This is a genomic window from Agromyces mangrovi (assembly GCF_030296695.1).
GTDB classification, from domain to species: Bacteria; Actinomycetota; Actinomycetes; order Actinomycetales; family Microbacteriaceae; genus Agromyces; species Agromyces mangrovi.
In genome coordinates, this window is sequence record NZ_AP027737.1 from 2,191,423 (window position 1) to 2,210,786 (window position 19,364).

A 19,364-nucleotide genomic window follows, 5' to 3' on the forward strand; every position below is an offset into this window, starting at 1 on the left:
CGGGGGTCGCCGATGGCGGTGCGGCAGGCCCGCGGGTTCGGGCAGTACGGCGGGGCGGCCCGCGCGCTCGAGCGCGTCGGCGAGCGCTGGGCGCTGCTCGTCGTGCGCGACCTGCTCGCCGGGCCGCGCCGGTACACCGACCTGAAGGCCGGGCTGCCGCGCATCCCGACGAACATCCTGAGCGACCGGCTGAAGGAGCTGCAGGAGGCCGGCGTCGTGCGCCGCGTGCCGATCGCGCGGTGCGGGCTCGTCTACGAGCTGACCGATGCCGGCCGCGACCTCGCCCCGGTCGTCGCCGCGCTCGAGCGCTGGGGCTGGTCGCAGCTCGGCGACGCGGGCGATGACGAGGCGGTGACGCGCGACGGCCTGGCGTCGGCCCTGCGGGCGGCATTCCGGGCGGATGCCTCGGAGCCGACGCCCGTCCGCACCGTGCTCCGCGTCGGCGAGGTCGAGGTGGCCGTCACCACCTCGGGCGACGACCTCGACGTCGTGCCGATCGGCGACGACGCGCTGCCGCAGCCCCTGCGACCGGACGCGCCGGAGATCGAGACCACGCTGGAGCTCGACCTCGACCCGTCAGGTCTGCGCGCACTGCTCGCGGGCGAGGCGGATGCCCCGGGCATCCGTGTCCGCTCGGGTGACCACGGCGCGCTGGCGGCGTTCGTCGACCGCTTCCGCATGCCGCCGGCGACGTCGCCGGAGCGCGTGTCCCGCTAGACCGGCCCGAGCGCCCGATGCGGGGCATCCGGCAGCTCGATCTCGATGGCGTCGCCCGCGCGCACCACGCCGCCCGCGGCGACGACGCCCATCACGCCCGAGAGCCGGCGCACGGTGCCGTCGTCGTCGACCTCGACGAGACGCTTCATGAGGCCCTGCTGCACGCCGTTGATCTGGTTGCACGGGGTGCGCAGGCCGGTCAGCTCGACCACGGCGTCGGAGCCGAGGCGGATGCGGGTGCCCTCGGGCAGCCCGAGCAGGTCGACGCCGCGCGTGGTCACGTTCTCGCCGAGCGTGCCCGGGTCGACCGCGAACCCGTCGGCCGCGACCTCGTCGAACAGCTCGGCGTGCATGAGATGCACCTGGCGGAGGTTCGGCCGGGTCGCGTCCTTGCGCACGTCGTGCAGGTGCCGCACGGTCGCGCCCGCGTGCGCGTCGCCCTCGACGCCGTGGTTCTCGACGAGGGTGATCTCGTCGCGCAGGGGCTTGGAGAAGTGGTGCCCGGAGTCACGGGCGACGGCGACGACGGTTGCGGTCGGTGCGGCTGCGCTCATGACGTCAGTCTGCCCGAAACGCCCGGCGCACCTCGTCGTGCGGCAGCGCCGGGCTGACGTGCCCGTCGCGGCCGACCAGGTCGCGCGCGGCGACGAGCACGTTCGCGACGGCCTCCTCGGTCGCCTGCACGACGGCCTCGTAGAGCGGGTCGATGTGCCCCAAGGGCACGAAGCGCGCGGACTCGTAGTCGTCGGGTCCGGGGTCGGCGGTCGGCATCGACGAGGTGAACGCGCCCGCGTTGGCGGTCGAGCAGGCGAGGAAGATGTCGCCCGAGAAGTGGCTGCCGCTCGTGCCGGTGCGGGCGAGGCCCAGCGGCACCCGGCGCGCGAGCGCCGTGCACTGACCGGGCAGCAGCGGGGCATCCGTCACCACCACCCCGATCACGCTGCCCGCCCCGGCGCGCGCCCGGGCGCGCTCGCCGTCGCGCACGAACCACTCCACGTCCTCGTACGGATTCGGCGCCGCCGACTCGCGCCCGAGCGGCCGGCCGACGAGCCGCAGCTCCTGGCGCGTGCCGAAGTTCGCCTGCAGGAACACGCCGACCGTGTACCGGTCGCCGCCGTGGTCGATCACGCGCGACGCCGTGCCCGAGCCGCCCTTGAAGCCGTAGCAGTTCATGCCAGTGCCCCCGCCGACGTTGCCCTCGGCGATCGGGCCCGACACGGCCGCCTCGATCGCGGCGACGGCGTGCTCGGGCCGCACGTGCCCGGCGTTGATCTGATTCAGGTAGCCGTCCCAGGTCTCGCCGACGACGGGCAGCATCCACTCGGCGCTGAGCTCGGGGTGCGCGCGGTGCACCCACGTGTCGACCCCGGTGTGCGCCGCGCCGACCGCGTGGCTGTTGGTCAGCGCAATCGGCAGCGCGAGCGTGCCCGACTCCTCGATCCAGCTCCGGCCGGTGAGCTCGCCGTTGCCGTTCATCGAGTACACGCCCGCGGCGCAGGGCACCCCTGCGTCGTCGCGCCCGCGCGGCAGGATCGCGGTCACCCCGGTGCGGGCGACGGATGCCTCGTGCGGCTCGCCCGTGATCAGCGTCTCGTAGCCCACCAGGACGCCCGGCACGTCGGTGATGGCGTTCCACTCGCCCGGGGTGCCGTCGAACGGCACGCCGAGGTCGCGGGCGCGCGGCGACGCGCTCACGCCGGGCATCTGCTCACGCCAGGTACACCTTGCGCAGCGGTTCGCGCACGGTCCACACCGTCTCCATGCCGTCGACGAGGCGCACGATCGAGCCGGCCTGCAGCTCGATCGAGTCGAGTCCCGTGTCGTGCCCGGGCCCGCCCGTGAACTCGACGGTCGCGTCGCCCGCGAGCACGACGAACACCTCGTCTGCCTCGACGTCGCTCATGGCGCCGACCGACATCTCCCAGACGCCGATCGTGACCGGTCCGCCCTCGTCGAGCACGAGGTGCCCGGTGGTCGGCTCGCCCGCCACGACCTGCTCGGCCGGCACCGGCTCGTGCTCGAGGGCGACGGATGCGGCGAAGACGACCAGTCCCGGGTCCAGGCGCGCGGTCACGAGTCGAACCCCAGTCCGAGGGCGTCGAGGGTCTTCAGCAGCACGTTGCGCTTCCCGTCGTTGTGGTCGGCGCGGTCGAGCGACCAGCGCGTGGCGTTGATGCCGATGGCGGCGGCGGGCTCGGGCGGGAACGGCAGCGGCCGCTCGCGCACCATCTGCAGTTCGGTGCGCTCGGTCTGCACGCCGGCGAGCCGGTCGAGCATGACCTCGGCGCCGAACCGGGTCGACGCGACGCCGAGGCCGGTGAAGCCCGCCGCGTAGGCGACGCGCCCCTCGCGGGCGGTGCCGTAGAACGCGCAGAACTGGGTCGACGTGTCGATCGCGCCGGCCCAGCGGTGGGAGAAGCGCAGCCCCTCGAGCTGCGGGAACGTCGTGAAGAAGTGGCTCGCGAGCCGCTCGAACGTCTCGGGCCGGCGCTCGTAGCTCGACCGCACGCGGCGGCCGTAGTGGTAGATCGCGTCGTACCCGCCGAACAGGATGCGGTTGTCGCGGCTCAGCCGGTAGTAGTGGAACTGGTTGGCCATGTCGCCGATGCCCTGCCGGTCGCCCCACCCGATCGACGCGAGCTGCTCGTCGGTCAGCGGCTCGGTCATGAGCGCGTAGTCGTACACGGGCACGGTCATGAGCCGATTGCGCTTCAGCAGGCTCGGGAAGACGTTGGTCGCGAGCGCGACCTGCCCGGCGCGCACCCGTCCGCGCTCGGTGGTGAGGGTGACGGATGCCGCGTCGGAATCGAGCTTCTGCACCGGCGACTCCTCGAACACCTCGACGCCCAGGTCGCGGGCGACGCGTGCGAGCTCGAGGGCGAGCTTCGCGGGGTGCAGGATCGCCGACGTGCGGCGGTGCCAGACGCCCGCGAGGTAGGTGGGGGAGTCGACCGCGGCGCGGATGGCGTCGCCGTCGAGGTAGCTGAGGTCGTCGATGCCGTGCTCGGCGGCATCCGCCATCGACTCGTGCAGCCACTCGACCTGGTGCGGCTCGACCGCCACGTCGAGCGAGCCGTTGCGCTCGAAGTCGAAGTCCATGCCGAGCTCTGCGACGGATGCCTCGATGGCGTCGAGGTTCGCCAGGCCCAGCCGGTCGAGCTCGGCGAGCTCGTCGGGCCAGCGCGACAGGCCGTTCTCGCGGCCGTGCGTGAGGCTCGCCTCGCAGAAGCCGCCGTTGCGGCCCGACGCGGCCCAGCCGATGCGCTTGGCCTCGACGAGCACGACCTTCCGGTCGGGGTCGCGGCGCTTCGCCTCGACCGCGGTCCACAGCCCGGTGTAGCCGCCGCCGACGACGGCGAGGTCGGCCTCGATGGTGCCGACGAGTTGCGGGTGCGTCGGCCGCTCGACGTCGTCGAGCCAGAACACGCGCTGCTCCGACTGCTCCAGGCTGTGCGCCACGACGGATGCCTCGGCCGGTCGGCGTTCGAATACGGTCGTTCCCACGGGTTCGCCTCCAGCGGATGTCTCGGGGTGACTCCATCCTCCCCCGACGCGCGCGGATCGCGCGCGTCGCGAGTGTCGCGACCTGCGCGGAGGGTCGCACGAACCGTCCGGCTGGACGGTGCACGCGACCTCGGGCTCAGCGTCCCGCAGCGCGCAGCATCCGCTCGATCGCGATGACCGCGAGGACGCTCCGCCGCATCGCGGTGGTGGCGCCGAAGTTCACCACGAGGTGGGCGTCCTGCACGGGGTCGTGGAAGACGTGCGTGGCGAGGATGCCGGTGTGGCCGACGGGTCGCGGGTACCGGCGCAGGAACGGGGAGAACTCGCCGAAGCGCAGCTGCATCATGCCGGTGCCGTAGTGGATGCCCGGGCGGAAGCGGTGCTGCATGGTGGTCATCGTCGCGAGCGTCGCCGGGGTGACGAGGCGCCCGCCGTGCAGCGCTTCGCTGAATGCGACCAGGTCGTCGGGGGTGCTCGCGACCCCACCGCCGGCCCAGTCGATGGTCAGGCTGCGGAAGCCGGCGATGTCGGTGCGGCCGAGCCGCACGGGCAGGATGCCGGGGTCGACGTCGACCGGCCCCGGCCCGTCGTTCGCGGCGCGCGAGCGGTAGGGCAGGAACGTGTCGTCCATGCCGAGCGGGGTGAAGACGCGCTCGTGCAGCAGGTCGTGGAAGGCGGTGCCGGTGCGCTCCTCGAGGATGCGGCCGAGCAGCACGTACCCGGTGTCGGAGTAGTGGAACGTCGCGCCAGGGCGCGCGACGGGGTGCTGGCGCTCGCGCGTGACGGCGAGCAGGTCGGCCGGGGCCCAGGAGCGGTCGGGCTCGTCCACCAGCAGGCGGTTCAGGCGCGGGCCGTCGGCGACGCGGTCCTCGAAGTAGTCGGCGACGCCCGAGGTGTGGGCGAGCAGCTGTCGGGGCGCGGCCTCGGCGGCGTGGTCTGTGCCGTCGCTGGTGAAGAGTCCGGCGAGCTCGTCGGCCGGGAGCAGGGTCGTGAGCGGTGCGTCGAGATCGAGGTCGCCGCGCTCGGCGAGCTGCATCGCGACGGTCGCGGTGAAGAGCTTGCCGACGCTCGCGACGTGGAAGCGGCCGGCGGGGTCGCCGACGCGCGCGTCGATGCCGAGACGCTCGGCGCGCACGGCGACCTGGGGCACGCCAGGGCCGGAGTCGTCGCGGGCGTACTTGGCGACGGCGGCGCTCAGTCGCTCGGTGAAGTCCGTGTTCGTGGTCGTCTGCAGGGGCATCCGTCTCACCTCTCGGTATATCACTAGTAGGTATATCCCGTAGAGTAGGCCCATGCAGGGTGGACGTCAATGGGCAACGTGATCCTCGGGCTGCTGCTGCTCGCGCCGCAGACGCTGTACTCGCTGAACCAGCAGTTCCGGCACGGCATCTCGCTCTTCTACCGGGCGAGCTACGGCAGCCTGCAGTCGGCGCTGCGCACGCTCGCGGCGAAGGAGTACGTGACCTACGCCGAGACCGTCGAGGGCGGGCGCAACAAGAAGGTGTACTCGATCACGGATGCCGGTGCCGCGGCCTTCCACGAATGGATGCGCGCGCCCGTCGAGGGCAGCGACATCGAGGTCGCCGCGCTGTCGAAGCTGTACTTCCTCGGCCTGGTCGACGAACCGGGGGAGCGACGTGCCGTGCTCGACGACGTCATCGCCGCGATCGAGCGCGACCGGGCGCAGCTCTCCTCGTTGGATGCCGCCTTGGACGAGATGGACGTGCCGGAGCAGTATCGACGCGTGTTCCACTACCAGCGCAAGGCGCTCGAGTACGGGCTGATGTCGACGGATGCGGCGGAGAGCTGGTTCCGGGCGCTCGCCGAGGAGACGGGGGAGGCCTGATGGAAGTGACGCCCGACGGACGCTTCGCGCTCGAGTTCGACGCGCGCTTCGACGGAGCGGAGCTCGACCGGTCGCAGTGGCTGCCGTTCTACCTGCCGCAGTGGTCGAGTCGTGCGCGCACGGCCGCGCGCTACGAGCTGCGCGACGGGCGGCTCCACCTGCGCGTCGACGCCGACCAGCCGGCGTGGTCGCCTGAGTTCGACGGCGAGGTGCGGGTGTCCAACCTGCAGACCGGGGTGCGCTCGGGGTCGGTCGGGAGCTCGTCGGGGCAGCATCCGTTCCGCGCCGGGCTCGTGGTGCGCGAGGCGCAGCCGGCCGAGTTCACGTACGCGCCGCGGTACGGTCGCATCGAGATCCGGGCCGCCTCCCGCGTGGGGCCGGGCGCGCTCGCCGCACTCTGGCTGATCGGCACCGAGGAACGGCCCGAGCAGTCGGCTGAGCTCTGCGTCTTCGAGATCTTCGGGTCGGATGTCGCGGACGACGGCTCGGCGGTCGTCGGCTGCGGGGTGCATCCGTTCGCCGACCCGACGATCACCGACGACTTCACGCAGGTGCCGTTCGACGCCGACGTGCGCGAACCGCACGACTACGCGGTCGAGTGGACGCCCGACGGCGTCGTCTTCGCGTTCGACGGCCGGGTCGTGAAACGCGTGGCGCAGTCGCCCGACTACCCGATGCAACTCATGCTCAACGTCTACCGGTTCGGGGCGGATGCCCCGGAGGTCGCGCCCGAACTGGTCGTCGACCACGTGCGCGGGTGGCGGTGGCTCGGCGCCTGACTTCGGGCGCCCGAGCGGTCAGGCGCGGGGCGCGTGCGCCTCGAGGAACTCGTAGACCTCGGTCTGGTCGACACCGGGGAACGTGCCGGTCGGCAGCGCCGCGAGCAGGCTCGTGGGGGTGCGGGCGGCCGGCCACGAGGCATCCGCCCACTGCTCTGCCAGCGCGTCGGGCGCGCGGCGGCAGCAGGTCTCGTCGGGGCAGCGGCTCACCGAGCGGTGCGGCGTCTCGCGGCCGCGGAACCACTTGACGTGGCCGAACGGCACGCCGACCGAGACCGAGTACTCGCCCTCCTTGGCCTTCTCGATGCGCGAGGTGCACCAGAACGTGCCCGAGGGGGTGTCGGTGTACTGGTACCAGGGGCTGAATCGGTCGGTCGCGTCGAAGACCGTGCGGGCGGTCCAGTTGCGGCAGACCGTGGTGCCCTCGACCGCGCCGAGGGCGTCGGACGGGAAGCGCACGGAGTCGTTCTCGTAGGCCTTGATGATGGTGCCCGACTCGTGCACCTTCATGAAGTGCACCGGGATGTCGAGGCGCGCCGTGGCGAGGTTCGTGAACCGGTGTGCGGCGGTCTCGTACGAGACGGCGAAGTGGTCGCGGAGCTCCTCCATCGAGATGCGGCGCAGGTTCTTCGCCTCGGTGAGGAAGCGCACGGCGGCCTGCTCGGGCAGCAGGATGGCCGCGGTGAGGTAGTTCGTCTCGACGCGCTGGCGCAGAAACTCGCCGTAGTTTCTCGGCTCGGCGTGGGCGAGCACGTGGCTCGCGAGCGCCTGGAGGATGGGGGAGCGCGAGTCGCGCGACGGCGACTGCGAGGTCGGCAGGTAGATGCGGCCGTTGCGCTTGTCGGTGACCGAGCGGGTGGAGTGCGGGAGGTCGCCGACGTAGTGCAGCGAGTAGCCGAGGTGACTGGCGATGTCGGCGACGAGCTGGTGGGAGACCGGCCCGCCGGCGTGGCCGACGGCCTGCAGCAGCTCGGCAGCGCGCTCCTCGAGCTCGGGGTAGAAGTTGTCGCGGGCGCGCATCTCCTGGCGGAGCTCGGCGTTCGTGCGGCGGGCCTCCTCGGGGGTGGCCGCGCGCTCGCGGTGCAGGCGGTCGATCTCGTTGTGGAGCGCGAGGATCGTCTGCAGCGTCTGGTCGTTCATCCCCTTGGCCACGCGGAACGGCGGCAGGCCGAGCGCCTCGAACACCGGGCCGCGCTGCGCGCGCTCCACGGCGATCTCGAGCGCGTCGCGCGGGCTCGGCGGCTCGGCGCGGAGCAGTTCGTCGACGGTGGTGCCGAGCGCGAGGGCGATCGTGCGGAGCATCGAGAGCTTCGGCTCGCGGCGGCCGTTCTCGATCATCGAGACCTGGCTGGGCGCGCGGTCGACGGCCTGGGCGAGCTGCTCGAGGGTCATGCCGCGGGCGGTGCGGGCCTCGCGGATGCGACGGCCGAGCGTCAGCGCGTCGATCTCGTCGTCGTGCTCGGCGTCGTCGCGGTGGGTCTCGGGGCGCGCCTGGGGCCCTGCGATGCGGGTCGGTGCGAGTGCGCGATCTGCGATGACCATGGATCGATGTTCACACGCGTTCGCAGTGGGTGCAAACAGAAGAAGTGCGAAATTTCTGTGAGCGGTGTGGTGGGGCGGGCGACGGTTGTTGCTCAATCGGCGTGCTCGGCGACGAGTTCGGCGAGCACGTGGCGCGCGCCGGCCGCGATCGGGGGATGGCGTTCGGCGACGTGGGCGAGCTGCGCGAGTGCCTGCAGCAGGGCCCAGCCGCGTGCTCGCGCCCACTCGTGGTCGTCGGCTCCGACGGCGGCGCGATAGGTCTCGCGGGCGTCGGGCTCGAGGAGGTTCCATGCGACCCGGTGCTCGCTCGCCGGGTCGCCGAGGCCCATGGTTCCGAAGTCGAGCACGCCGGCGAGACGACCGTCGGCGACGAGGAGGTTGCCGGGTGAGAGATCGCCGTGGATCCAGGTGCGGTTCGCCGGTGGGCGTGCGCTGCGTGCGGTGCTCCAGATCGCGTCCAGGTCGTGCGCGCCGAGGGCCGCGAGCTGCGTGTTGACGGCCGCGAGCCGCGCGCTGACGAACTCGTCCTCCTCGGCGAGCGGGCGCGGCCACGCGGTGGTCGGCGCTCCGTCTGGGTCGAGGTCGCGCATCGCGCGAGCGAAGGCGGCGAGGTCGCGGGCGAGGTCGTGCTGCCGGGTGCGCGTCGCCGGCGAGGCATCCGCTTCGCCCTCGACCACCGGGTGCTCGCCGACGAGCCATCGGCAGACGGTCCAGTGCCAGGGGTACCCGTCGGCAGGTCGGCCGAGGGCGAGCGGCAGTGGCACGGCGACGGGCAGCTGCGGTGCGATGCGGGGCAGCCAGCGGTACTCGCCTTCGAGGGTGCGGCCGCCCACGGCAGGCGTGGCAGGCGCACGGCGAGGTCGTCGCCGAGACGGTACATCGCGTTGTCGGTGCCCTGCGACGGTGCGGTGACGATCGGCAGGTGCGCCCACTCGGGGAACTGCGCGGCGACGAGGCGGCGCACCAGGGAGGCATCCGTCGGCACCTCGTCGGCGTGGGTGGTACGCATCGGCACACGGTAGCGCAGCGGGGTGTGCGGGGGATCGGCACGTGCCGAAACAGGTGGTGGCGGGGCGCCGGTTCGGGCGCCGGAGCGAGGCGCGCCGGGGCGGCCCGAATGTCGGTGGGTGCTGGTCGAATGAAGACGTGGAAGAGGCGGGCGAGGGCATGCGGGCGACACCGGTTGCGGTGCTGCCCGAGCATGCGTCCGACCCGGCGGCCGGCATGCCGGTCGCGCTTCCCGCACCCGACGAGCTCGACGCCGAGTGGGCGCTGTTCGACCGCGATGTCGAGGCGTGGTGGGAGCTCGAGCGGGCCGACGCCGAGGCCTGCGAGGCCGAGCACGGCGTGCGGCCCGAGCACCTGCTCGACCTCGAGGTCGGCGAGGTCGCATCGCTCACTCGACAGCTCGAGCGTGTCGCCGCGCGGCGCGCGCGGGTGCTCGAGCGGGCCCGACTTCGTGCGCTCGAAGTCGAGGAGGCGCGGGCGACGGAACGCGAGGCGATGGGGCTGCGCGTCGATGCGCCCTCGCGCCGGCGGGAGCTCGCGCACCGGTCGGTGACGGCCGAGGTCGCGTGCGCCACCCGCTCCGCGGAGGGCACGGTGAGCCGATGGCTGGCGGATGCCTCGCGGCTGGCCGACGACGCCGAGGCGACGCTCGACGCGGCGGAGTCCGGGCGCATCACCTTCGCGCACGCGCGCACCATCGCCGACGAGGCGGCGTCGCTGCCCGCCGCCGCTCGCGGCGCGTACGAGGCGGCCGTGCTGCCGCTGGCCGAGCACACGACGCCCGCGCAGTTCCGTCGTCGGGCGCGGCGGATGCGAGAGCAGATGCATCCCGACTCGATCGAGACCCGCGCTGAGGCCGCGGCCGCCGAGCGTCACGTGCGCATCACGCCCGAGCGCGACGGAATGGCCTGGCTCGGCGCCTACCTTCCGGCGCAGTCTGCAGCGTCGATCGATGCGCAGCTCGAGGACCTCGCGGGCGAGTTGGCCTCCGCCGAGGGCGAGCAGCGCACGATGGCGCAGTTGCGGGCCGACGTGTTCGCCGACCTGCTGACCGGCGGAACACTCCCCGATGCGTCCGTGGGGGCACTCCCCGATGCATCTGCGTCGGAGACCTCACGCCGTCGGGGCATCCGACCGACCGTGACCGTGACGGTGCCCGCTCTGACGCTGCTCGGGCGCGGCGACGAGTCGGCGGAGCTGGAGGGGTGCGGTCCGATCCCGGTCGACGCGGCGCGCGAGCTCGCCGGCGAGGCTCCGTCGTGGAAGCGGCTGCTCACGCACCCCGAATCGGGGGCCGTGCTCTCGGTCGGTCGCGAACGCTACGCCGTGCCACCCGACCTGCGTGCGTGGTTGCGGGTGCGCGACGGCACCTGCCGATTCCCGGGCTGCACGAGAACCGCCGCCGGGTGCGAGGTCGACCACACCGTCGACTGGGCCGCGGGTGGTGAGACCCGGCACGACAACCTCGCTCACCTGTGCGCCCGACACCACCACCTGAAACACGAGGGCGGCTGGCGCGTCGAACCGGCGCCGGGCGGGGTGCTGCGCTGGCGAAGTCCGACCGGCCGCGAGTACTCCACCGAGCCCGAGCGCGCCCTGCCTGCTCGCCCGCCCGAACCGGAAGTCCTCGACCCGCCGTTCTGACGTCGGGCCTGCCCGGAGCCGGCGCCGGCGCGGGCGCGCCGTCCACACCGCACGGAAACTCCCCAGGCGCCGTGGTTGACTGTCACTTCCGCGCGCCGGATTCGGCACGCATCCCCGACCGGAAGACCCTCATGCGCCGTACCGCCCTGCTCGCACCGCTCGCACTGGCCACGCTCCTGCTCGCCGGGTGCACCGGCGCGGCCGACACGCAGACGACCGAGGAGGCCTGCGGCGTGCTCAACCAGGCGGCCGACGAGCTCGCCACCGGCATGGGCATCGAGGACGCGTTCGCGGAGGCATCCGCAGACCCCATCGAGGGTGCCGAGCGACTCGGCGCGATCGCCGAGGCGCTCGCGACGACGGCGCAGGACGAGATCGGCAACGCCGACGTGCGCGACGCCGCCCTCGAGTTCTCCACCCAGGTCGGTGCCGTCGCCGATGTCATGGCCGAGGCCGCGAGCGACCCCGAGAGCGTCGACCTCGACGCCTTCACCACCACGCTCGAGGACTTCCAGGCGGCATCCGTCGCCTACGAGGAGATCTGCCCGGCCTAGGCGGAACTCACGAACCCGAGGCGTACACCCGCTCGCCTTCGACGAAGGTCTGCTCCACCGTGGTGAGGCCGATCTCCTCGTCGGGCCCGGCGAACGGGTCGCGGTCGAGCACCGCCAGGTCGGCGTACTTGCCGACCACGATCGTGCCGGTCACCTCGTCGAGGTGGTTCACGTAGGCCGAGCCCGCGGTGTACGCGGTCAGCGCGGTGCCGAGGTCGAGGCGCTGGCCGATGTAGAACGGCTCGTACTCGCCCTCCTCGAGGCCGGGCGCAGACTTCCGGTTCACGGCCGTGTGAATCGCCGACATCGGGTTCGGCGAGGTGACCGACCAGTCGCTGCCGGCCGCGAGCACCGCACCCGAACGCTGCAGGTCGCCGAACGGGTACTGCCACGCCGCGCGCTCGTCGCCGAGGAACGGCAGCGTGAGCTCCACCATCTGCGGCTCGTACGCCGCCCACAGCATCTGCATGTTCGCCACGACGTCGAGCTCGCGGAACCGGTGCAGGTCGTCGGGGTGCACGACCTGGATGTGCGAGATGTGGTGCCGGTGGTCGCTGCGACCGTTGCGGGCGATCGCGTGCTCCACGGCGTCGAGGCACTCGCGCACGGCACGGTCGCCGATCGCGTGGAAGTGCGCCTGGAAGCCCAGCGCGTCGAGTCGCGGCACCGCCTCGTTCAGCACCTCGGGGTCGATGAACGAGATGCCCGAATTGTCAGACGGATGCCCGTGCCCATCGCAGTACGGCTCGAGCATCGACGCGGTGAAGTTCTCCGGCACGCCGTCCTGCATCAGCTTGATGCTGGTCGACGCGAAGCGGCCGCCGCGGTAGGCCTCGCGCTTGGCGACCAGGTCGTCGATCTGCTCGAGCCCGCGCGTGCGGTCCCACCAGATCGCACCGACCACGCGGCCCGTGAGCAGCCCGCGCTCGGCGGCCTGCACGTACGCGGGCCCGGCGTCGCCCGCGTCGCCGTACGAACCGACGATCGCGTCCTGCCACCCGGTCACCCCGAACGAGTGCAGGAACTCCTGCCCCAGCAGCATCGCCTGCTGCAGCTCGTCGTCGGTCGTGCGCGGCAGCAGCCGGTTCACGAGCCCCATCGCACCCTCGTGCAGCGTGCCCGACGGATTGCCGTCGGCGTCGCGCTCGATGCGGCCGTCGGCAGGGTCGGGCGTGTTCCGGTCGATGCCCGCGAGGCGCAACGCCACCGAGTTCACCCACGCGCCGTGGCCGTCGCGGTTCGGCAGGAACGCCGGCCGGTCGGGCACGACGCGGTCGAGTTCGGCCGCGAGCGGCGTGCCACCCGGGAACGCGCTCATCGTCCAGCCGCCGCCGAGGATCCACTCGTCGTCGGGGCGCGCGGCCGCGTACTCGGCGATCATGTCGAGGTACAGCTGCGGCGTGCCGAACACGTGCGCGAGGTTGCACCGCATCAGGTCGAGCCCGCCCCACACGGGGTGCGCATGCGCGTCCTGGAACCCCGGCACGAGCATCCGCCCCGCCAGGTCCACCTGCTCGGTCGTCGGGCCGATCAGCTCGCGCACCTCGTCGTGCCCGACGGCGACGATGCGCCCGTCGGTCACGGCGACCGCGGTCGCCCGCGTGCGCTGGGTGGTGGCCGTGAAGACCGGACCGCCCGAGAAGACGACGTCGGCGTGCTGCATCGATGGTGCTCCGTGTTCCTGGTGGTGCGGTGGTGCGGCGGCGCTAGTTGCCGGTCATGGTGCGCGCGATCTGCGTGGCCGAGTCGCCGGCACGGCGCAGCACGTACGCCACGAAGGCGAGCGCCACGAGCGTCAGCAACAGCATCAGCGTCGAGACCGCGGCGATCTCGGGCCGCAGGCCCGTGCGCACCGCGCTCAGCACGTAGACCGGCCACGGCGTCGCACCCGACACCTGCACGAACGCCGACACGATGGTGTTGTCGAGGCTCAGCGTGAACGACAGCAGGAAGCCGGCGAGCACCGCGGGCATCGCGAGCGGCAGCGTCACCTTGAAGAACGTCTTCAGCGGCGGCGCATACAGGTCGGCGGATGCCTCCTGCAGCTGCGCGTCCAGGCCCGCGAGGCGGGCACGCACGATGTACGACACGACCGCCGTGGCGAACAGCGTGTGGCCGACGACGAGTCGGGCGATGCCGTTGTTGAACAGCGTCAGGCCGAAGTCCTGGCCCAGGGTCACGAGCCACGGCAGCAGCGCCACGGCGTCGACGATCTCGGGGGTGACCGACACCAGCAGCAGCAGCACGAGGAACCAGGCGACCCACTTGCCCGGCCGGCTCGCCATCGCGATGCCGGCGAGCGTGCCGAGCGTGGTCGCGATGGTCGCCGCGATGATGCCCGACTGGATCGAGACCATGACCGCGTTCTGGATCGCCGGCTTCTGGAAGATCGTGAGGAACGCGTCGATGCCGAAGCCGTCCCACGACACCAGCAGGCGGCCCGTGTTGAACGAGTACACGATGATCACGATGATCGGCACGAACAGGAAGCCGAAGACGAGCACGCTCCACACGGTGAGCGCGATGTCGGACGCCGACTTGCGGGCCGGCTTGATCGGGGAGCGGATGCCTCGGCGGCATCCGCCTGCCGCACCGCCGGTCGTTCGTTCAGAGCGGTCATGACTGTGCCTCCGTCGCCGCCGTCGGGATGCTGCGGGTGCTCGGCGCGTTGGCCTCGGCGTCTCCGATGACGAGTCGCGAGCGCATGCGCGACGGCATGGTCACGAGCCAGATCACCAGGCCCGCCACCGCCACGGTCGCCATGATCACGAGGATCAGCAGCACCGCCATCGCCGAGCCGAGCGCCCAGTTCTGCGCCGTCTGGAACTGGCTGGCCACGAGCTGGCCGACCATGTTGCCCTGCGCGCCGCCGAGCACGGTCGCGGTGATGTAGTCGCCCATGAGGGGGATGAACACGAGCAGCACGCCCGCGATGATGCCGGGGCGCGCCAGCGGCACCGTCACCGAGAGGAAGGTGCGGATGCGCCCCGCGCCGAGGTCCTTCGCGGCCTCGCGCATCGGGTCGCCGACGCGGTCGAACGCGACGAACAGCGGCAGGATCATGAGTGGCAGGTAGTTGTACACCACGCCGAGCAGCACGCCGCCGCGCGTGTAGAGCAGGTCCAGCCCGCCGAGCAGGCCCTCCGGGGCCAGCAGGATCTGCCAGCCGATGGTGCGCACCAGGAAGTTCGTCCAGAACGGCACCATGACCAGCGCGAGCAGCAGCCCGCGACGGTTCGGCGGCGCCTTGACCGCCATCCAGTACGCGACCGGTGCGCCGATGACGAGGCAGAGCACGGTGCCCAGCACGCCCACCCACAGGGTGTTCATGAAGGTGGCGAAGAACACCGGCGAGAACGCCTCGACGTACCGGTCGAACGACAGCACGTCGGTGGCGTGCGTGCCGAAGATGCCCGGCTTGTAGCCGAACGAGAAGTAGATCACCATCCCGACCGGGATGATGAAGAACGCGACCAGCCACGCCCAGGCGGGCGTGGCCAGCGCGAACTTCGGACTACGCACCAGCGGCGACCTTCGTCTTGTTCCAGATGTCGACGATCGTCTGCTGGGCCTCGTTGATGGTGGTCTCCTGCATGGTCGCGAGCTGCTCGGCCGTGAAGAAGATGAGCTCCGGGTACTCGATGCCGTACTCCTCGGCCGCGGACTCGATGCCCGCGCCACCGGTGTTGTAGCCGATGTAGTCGAGCTCGAGCAGCGAGTTCTCGGGGGTCAGCACGTAGTTGATGAACGCGTGCGCGGCCTCGGGGTGCGGGGCGCCCGCGGCGATGGCCCAGTTGTCCATCCAGATCTCGGTCGTCGGGGCGGGGAGCACCCACTTCCAGCGGTCGGGGTCGGCCGACTCCATGATGCCCAGGCGCGCGTCGCCGTTCCAGGTCTGCACGAGCGCGGCCGCGTTGGTCGGGATGATCGTGCCGCCCGGGTACGACTCGAAGGTCGAGATGTGCGGGGCGACGTTGTTGACCATGTAGTCCTCGGCCTCGGCGAGGAGCGCCTCGTCGGTCGTGGACTGCGACTCGCCGATCGACCACAGGTAGGCGCCCGCGATCGCGATCGGGTCGTCGAGCATCGAGACGCTGCCGCTGGCCTCGTTCTGCGCGGCGTCGAGGAAGTCGGCCCACGTGGTGAGCTCGCGGTCGATGACCGTCGTGTCGTAGACGAAGCCGGTGGTGCCCCACGCCTTGCAGATCGAGTACTCGTTCTCGGGGTCCCAGGCCAGGCCGAGGAACTCGGGGTCGACGTGCTCGATGTTCGGGATGAGGTCGAGGTTTAGCGGGGTGAACAGGCCGTTCTCGATCATCTGGGGGATGAACGGGCCGGTCGGCACGATGATGTCGTAGCCCGAGGTGCCGTTCGCCGCGATGAGCTTCGAGACGAGCTCCTCGTTCGAGTTGTACGAGTCGAGGCTGATGGTCGGGCCGAACTCGGTCGTGAAGTTCTCGATCACGCCCGGGTCGTCGTAGTCGCCCCAGGTGTAGATGGAGAGCGAGTCCTCGAGCTCGCCGCCCGTTGCCTGCGGGGCCGACGACTCGGCGCCGCCGGGCGTGCACGCGGCGAGGACGCCGGCGCCACCGGCCGCAGCCGCGAAGCTCAGGAACCGGCGACGGTTGAGGTGCTTCGCGATGACGGGCACCTGGCTCGCGGGAGCGAGGATCTTGAGGGGTTCGTTCTCGGCCATGGGGGACACTCCTGGTGATCGGGGCTGCAGGGGACTGGTGGTGCGGTGGTGCTGCTGTGGTGCGGGCTGGGTCGGGTCAGGTGGTCGGGAGCTCGACGTGTCCGCCGGCGTGGGCGGCCTCGTCGAGGGGGAAGAGGTGCACGCTCGACGGGGTCCAGCTGCACCACACGGTGCTGCCGACCGCGAGGCGCGGCGCCTCCGGGCTCGGGCGGCGGGCGATGATGCTCAGGTCGTGCCCGAGCTGCACGAGGTACTGCATGGTCTCGCCGAGGTGCGAGACGCCGATGAGCGTGCCCTCGACCGCGTTCGCGCCGGGCGAGGCCGGGGCGTCGGCGGAGATCGACACGAACTCGGGGCGCACCGCGGCCTGCGCGGGCGCGCCGGCGGTGACGGCGTCGAACGACCGGTCGCTGCGGATCACGCCGTGCGGGGTGTCGACCGCGTCGGCGTCGGCCGCGGCGGTGCCGGGGAAGAAGTTCTGCTGGCCGACGAACGCGGCCACGTACGCCGAGGCCGGCGCGCCGTAGACCGTGTCGGCGTCGGCGAGCTGCTCGATGCGGCCGTCGCGCATGATCGCGATGCGGTCGCTCATCGAGAGCGCCTCGCCCTGGTCGTGCGTGACGAACACGAAGCTGATGCCGAGCTTCGACTGGAGGATCTTCAGCTCGAGCTGCATCTCCTCGCGGAGCTGCCGGTCGAGCGCGCCGAGCGGCTCGTCGAGCAGCAGCACGCTCGGACGGTTGACGAGTGCGCGTGCGAGCGCGATGCGCTGCTGCTGGCCGCCCGAGAGCTGGGTCGGCTTGCGGTCGGCGAACTTGCGCATCTGCACCATGTCGAGCGACTCGATCACGCGCTCGCGGATCTCCGCCTTCGGGGTGCGGGTCTGCTGCATGCCGTACGCCACGTTCTCGGCGACCGACATGTGCGGGAAGAGCGCGTAGGCCTGGAACACGGTGTTGACGTGGCGCTTGTACGGCGGCACGCCGAGCACCGAAGCACCGGAGATGCGGATGTCACCCGCATTCGGCTGCTCGAACCCGGCGATCATGCGGAGGGTCGTGGTCTTGCCGCAGCCCGACGGACCGAGCAGCGAGATGAACTCGCCCGCCTCGACGCGCAGGCTCAGGTCGTCGACGGCCGTGTTCTGGCCGTAGAGCTTCGTCACGCGGTCGATGACGACCGTGCCCGTGGCATCCGTGCCGGTCTCGTCGGGCCGGGGCGCAGGCGCGGCCTGCTCCGACGTGTCTGCCACTGTCACGTGGGGATTCCTCCTTGCATACCGCCACCCGGCATCGGGTGTATCGGGTATTCAATGTCACGCCCGGCGGCCGGGCAATCGCCCGAAGGGCGAATGCGACACATCATCCCACCGGGGGAGCTGGTCGGACGAACCGTCCGGGAGAGCTTTACCGAGGTGTTACACAACGCTGCGGTTTCGGTAGTCGAATGGCGCTATGGCGGCTGACTTCCTCCGTCAATTCGAGAAAGCACGACGGATGCCGCTGTCGAGCGCGCGAACCGCCACGGCGGACAGAGTGCATCGAGGCGACCGGGCCGTCGCCGACCGCGCGAACCGGGCTTCTTCCGCGGCGCAGAAGAACGCACGGACTTCTCCCGGAGATTCCGGTTCGGGCGGTTGCCCCGGGCCGCATCGTGGATGCACCGAACGAACTTCGCGGCACGGCATCCGCCCGACCGCAGTCACCGATGAAGGAGACCCAGATGAGCACCGCACCGCAGCCCGCCCGCCCCGGCGACCAGGCCCAGACCGCCGACGAGCTCCGCCTCGAGTGGGATGCCGACCCCCGCTGGGAGGGCATCCGCCGCGACTACACCGCCGAGGACGTCATCTCGCTGCGCGGTCCGGTGCGCGAGGAGCGCACGCTCGCCAAGCGCGGCGCGCAGAAGCTGTGGGACGACATCCAGCAGAACACCGGCAACGCCTTCTCGCGCATGGAGGACCCGCAGTGGTCGGCCGCGCTCGGCGCCCTCACCGGCAACCAGGCCGTGCAGCAGGTGCGCGCCGGCCTCAAGGCGATCTACCTCTCGGGCTGGCAGGTCGCCGCCGACGCGAACCTGTCGGGCCAGACCTACCCCGACCAGTCGCTCTATCCGGCGAACTCGGTGCCGGCCGTCGTGCGCCGCATCAACAACGCGCTGCTGCGCGCCGGCCAGATCGAGGACGACGGCCGCGACTGGATGGCGCCGATCGTCGCCGACGCCGAGGCCGGCTTCGGCGGCCCGCTGAACGCGTACGAACTCATGCAGGGCATGATCGAGGCCGGCGCGGCCGGCGTGCACTGGGAGGACCAGCTCGCCAGCGAGAAGAAGTGCGGCCACATGGGCGGCAAGGTGCTCGTGCCCACCTCGCAGCACATCCGCACCCTGAACGCCGCCCGCCTCGCGGCCGACGTCTCGGGCGTGCCGTCGATCATCATCGCCCGCACCGACGCGCTCGCCGCGACGCTGCTCACGAGCGATCACGACGAGCGCGACGCGCGGTTCGTCACCGGCGAGCGCACCGCCGAGGGCTTCTACGAGGTGCAGAACGGCATCGAGCCGGTCATCGCCCGCGGCCTCGCCTACGCCGAGTACGCCGACATGCTCTGGGTCGAGTCGGCCGAGCCCGACCTCGACCTGGCCCGCCGGTTCGCCGAGGCCGTGCACGCGAAGTTCCCGGGCAAGCGCCTCAGCTACAACTGCTCGCCGAGCTTCAACTGGAAGAGCCACCTCGACGACGACCAGATCGCGAAGTTCCAGCGCGAGCTCGCGTCGATGGGGTACGCGTTCCAGTTCATCACCCTCGCGGGCTTCCACGCCCTCAACCACTCCATGTTCACGCTCGCCAAGGACTACGGCGAGCGGCACATGAGCGCCTACGTCGAGCTCCAGGAGGCGGAATTCGCCTCGGAGGCGGACGGCTACACGGCCACGCGTCACCAGCGCGAGGTCGGTACCGGCTACTTCGACCGCATCGCGACCGCGCTGAACCCCTCCAGCGCCACCCTGGCCCTCGTCGGATCGACCGAGGAAGCGCAGTTCACCGGCAGCCACTGAGGCTGCAGGTCATTCGA

Annotated in this window: 18 protein-coding genes; 6 read left to right on the forward strand and 12 right to left on the reverse strand. The window is 71.7% G+C overall.

The window, feature by feature from the left end:
• Positions 1-12: 12 nt before the first annotated feature.
• Positions 13-717: a winged helix-turn-helix transcriptional regulator gene (locus QUE38_RS10420; protein WP_286308029.1), complete on the forward strand. Its 705-nt coding sequence runs from the start codon at positions 13-15 to the stop codon at positions 715-717.
• Here the strand turns inward: QUE38_RS10420 and QUE38_RS10425 are convergent.
• The 5 genes from QUE38_RS10425 to QUE38_RS10445 all read right to left on the reverse strand — a co-directional run bounded on the left by QUE38_RS10425 (position 714) and on the right by QUE38_RS10445 (position 5,461).
• Complete coding sequence (locus QUE38_RS10425) at positions 714-1,271, reverse strand: MOSC domain-containing protein (RefSeq protein ID WP_286308030.1); 558 nt, start codon at positions 1,269-1,271, stop codon at positions 714-716. The genes QUE38_RS10420 and QUE38_RS10425 overlap by 4 nt on opposite strands.
• Before the next feature lie 4 nt (positions 1,272-1,275).
• Positions 1,276-2,421, reverse strand: a complete 1,146-nt coding sequence (locus QUE38_RS10430; protein WP_433996896.1) for a DmpA family aminopeptidase — start codon at positions 2,419-2,421, stop codon at positions 1,276-1,278.
• Between the two features lie 4 nt (positions 2,422-2,425).
• Positions 2,426-2,791 carry a cupin domain-containing protein gene (locus QUE38_RS10435; RefSeq protein ID WP_286308034.1) on the reverse strand — a complete coding sequence of 122 codons (366 nt, stop codon included), beginning with the start codon at positions 2,789-2,791 and terminating at the stop codon, positions 2,426-2,428.
• Complete coding sequence (locus tag QUE38_RS10440; protein ID WP_286308036.1) at positions 2,788-4,221, reverse strand: NAD(P)/FAD-dependent oxidoreductase; 1,434 nt, start codon at positions 4,219-4,221, stop codon at positions 2,788-2,790. The genes QUE38_RS10435 and QUE38_RS10440 overlap by 4 nt, the downstream gene beginning before the upstream one ends.
• Positions 4,222-4,357: 136 nt before the next feature.
• Positions 4,358-5,461, reverse strand: coding sequence for a serine hydrolase domain-containing protein (locus QUE38_RS10445; RefSeq protein ID WP_286308038.1), 1,104 nt, complete (start codon positions 5,459-5,461; stop codon positions 4,358-4,360).
• A 69-nt stretch (positions 5,462-5,530) separates the two neighbouring features.
• Here QUE38_RS10445 and QUE38_RS10450 point away from each other — a divergent pair, with 69 nt between their 5' ends.
• Positions 5,531-6,067: a PadR family transcriptional regulator gene (locus QUE38_RS10450; RefSeq protein WP_286308040.1), complete on the forward strand. Its 537-nt coding sequence runs from the start codon at positions 5,531-5,533 to the stop codon at positions 6,065-6,067.
• Positions 6,067-6,846 (forward strand): glycoside hydrolase family 16 protein, encoded by a 780-nt coding sequence (locus QUE38_RS10455; RefSeq protein WP_286308042.1) that lies wholly within the window; start codon positions 6,067-6,069, stop codon positions 6,844-6,846. The genes QUE38_RS10450 and QUE38_RS10455 overlap by 1 nt, the downstream gene beginning before the upstream one ends.
• 18 nt (positions 6,847-6,864) lie before the next feature.
• Here QUE38_RS10455 and QUE38_RS10460 read toward each other — a convergent pair whose 3' ends face one another.
• The gene (locus QUE38_RS10460) at positions 6,865-8,388 is read right to left on the reverse strand and encodes a helix-turn-helix transcriptional regulator (RefSeq protein WP_286308043.1); all 1,524 of its coding nucleotides are present in this window, start codon (positions 8,386-8,388) and stop codon (positions 6,865-6,867) included.
• A gap of 92 nt (positions 8,389-8,480) precedes the next feature.
• Positions 8,481-9,221: a phosphotransferase gene (locus QUE38_RS10465; protein ID WP_286308045.1), complete on the reverse strand. Its 741-nt coding sequence runs from the start codon at positions 9,219-9,221 to the stop codon at positions 8,481-8,483.
• A gap of 313 nt (positions 9,222-9,534) precedes the next feature.
• On the opposite strand from QUE38_RS10465, the gene QUE38_RS10470 reads away from it, so the two are divergent.
• Together QUE38_RS10470 and QUE38_RS10475 are read left to right on the forward strand one after the other, a co-directional pair.
• The gene (locus QUE38_RS10470; RefSeq protein ID WP_286308047.1) at positions 9,535-11,040 is read left to right on the forward strand and encodes an HNH endonuclease signature motif containing protein; all 1,506 of its coding nucleotides are present in this window, start codon (positions 9,535-9,537) and stop codon (positions 11,038-11,040) included.
• 131 nt (positions 11,041-11,171) lie between these two features.
• The gene (locus tag QUE38_RS10475) at positions 11,172-11,594 is read left to right on the forward strand and encodes a hypothetical protein (protein ID WP_286308049.1); all 423 of its coding nucleotides are present in this window, start codon (positions 11,172-11,174) and stop codon (positions 11,592-11,594) included.
• A gap of 7 nt (positions 11,595-11,601) precedes the next feature.
• Here QUE38_RS10475 and QUE38_RS10480 read toward each other — a convergent pair whose 3' ends face one another.
• The 5 genes from QUE38_RS10480 to QUE38_RS10500 form a co-directional block, all read right to left on the reverse strand.
• Complete coding sequence (locus tag QUE38_RS10480; RefSeq protein WP_286308051.1) at positions 11,602-13,257, reverse strand: amidohydrolase; 1,656 nt, start codon at positions 13,255-13,257, stop codon at positions 11,602-11,604.
• Positions 13,258-13,300: 43 nt separating this feature from the next.
• Positions 13,301-14,098 carry an ABC transporter permease gene (locus QUE38_RS10485; protein WP_286308053.1) on the reverse strand — a complete coding sequence of 266 codons (798 nt, stop codon included), beginning with the start codon at positions 14,096-14,098 and terminating at the stop codon, positions 13,301-13,303.
• A 112-nt stretch (positions 14,099-14,210) separates the two neighbouring features.
• Positions 14,211-15,119, reverse strand: coding sequence for an ABC transporter permease (locus QUE38_RS10490; protein WP_433996973.1), 909 nt, complete (start codon positions 15,117-15,119; stop codon positions 14,211-14,213).
• On the reverse strand, positions 15,109-16,290 hold the full coding sequence (locus QUE38_RS10495; protein ID WP_286308058.1) for a polyamine ABC transporter substrate-binding protein: 1,182 nt from the start codon (positions 16,288-16,290) through the stop codon (positions 15,109-15,111). Before QUE38_RS10495 ends, QUE38_RS10490 begins: the two co-directional genes overlap by 11 nt.
• Before the next feature lie 76 nt (positions 16,291-16,366).
• Entirely contained in the window at positions 16,367-17,548 is a 1,182-nt protein-coding gene (locus QUE38_RS10500) for an ABC transporter ATP-binding protein (protein ID WP_286308060.1), read from the reverse strand.
• 464 nt (positions 17,549-18,012) lie between these two features.
• Here QUE38_RS10500 and aceA point away from each other — a divergent pair, with 464 nt between their 5' ends.
• Positions 18,013-19,347, forward strand: a complete 1,335-nt coding sequence (aceA, locus tag QUE38_RS10505; protein ID WP_286308062.1) for an isocitrate lyase — start codon at positions 18,013-18,015, stop codon at positions 19,345-19,347.
• The last annotated feature ends 17 nt before the right edge of the window (positions 19,348-19,364 follow it).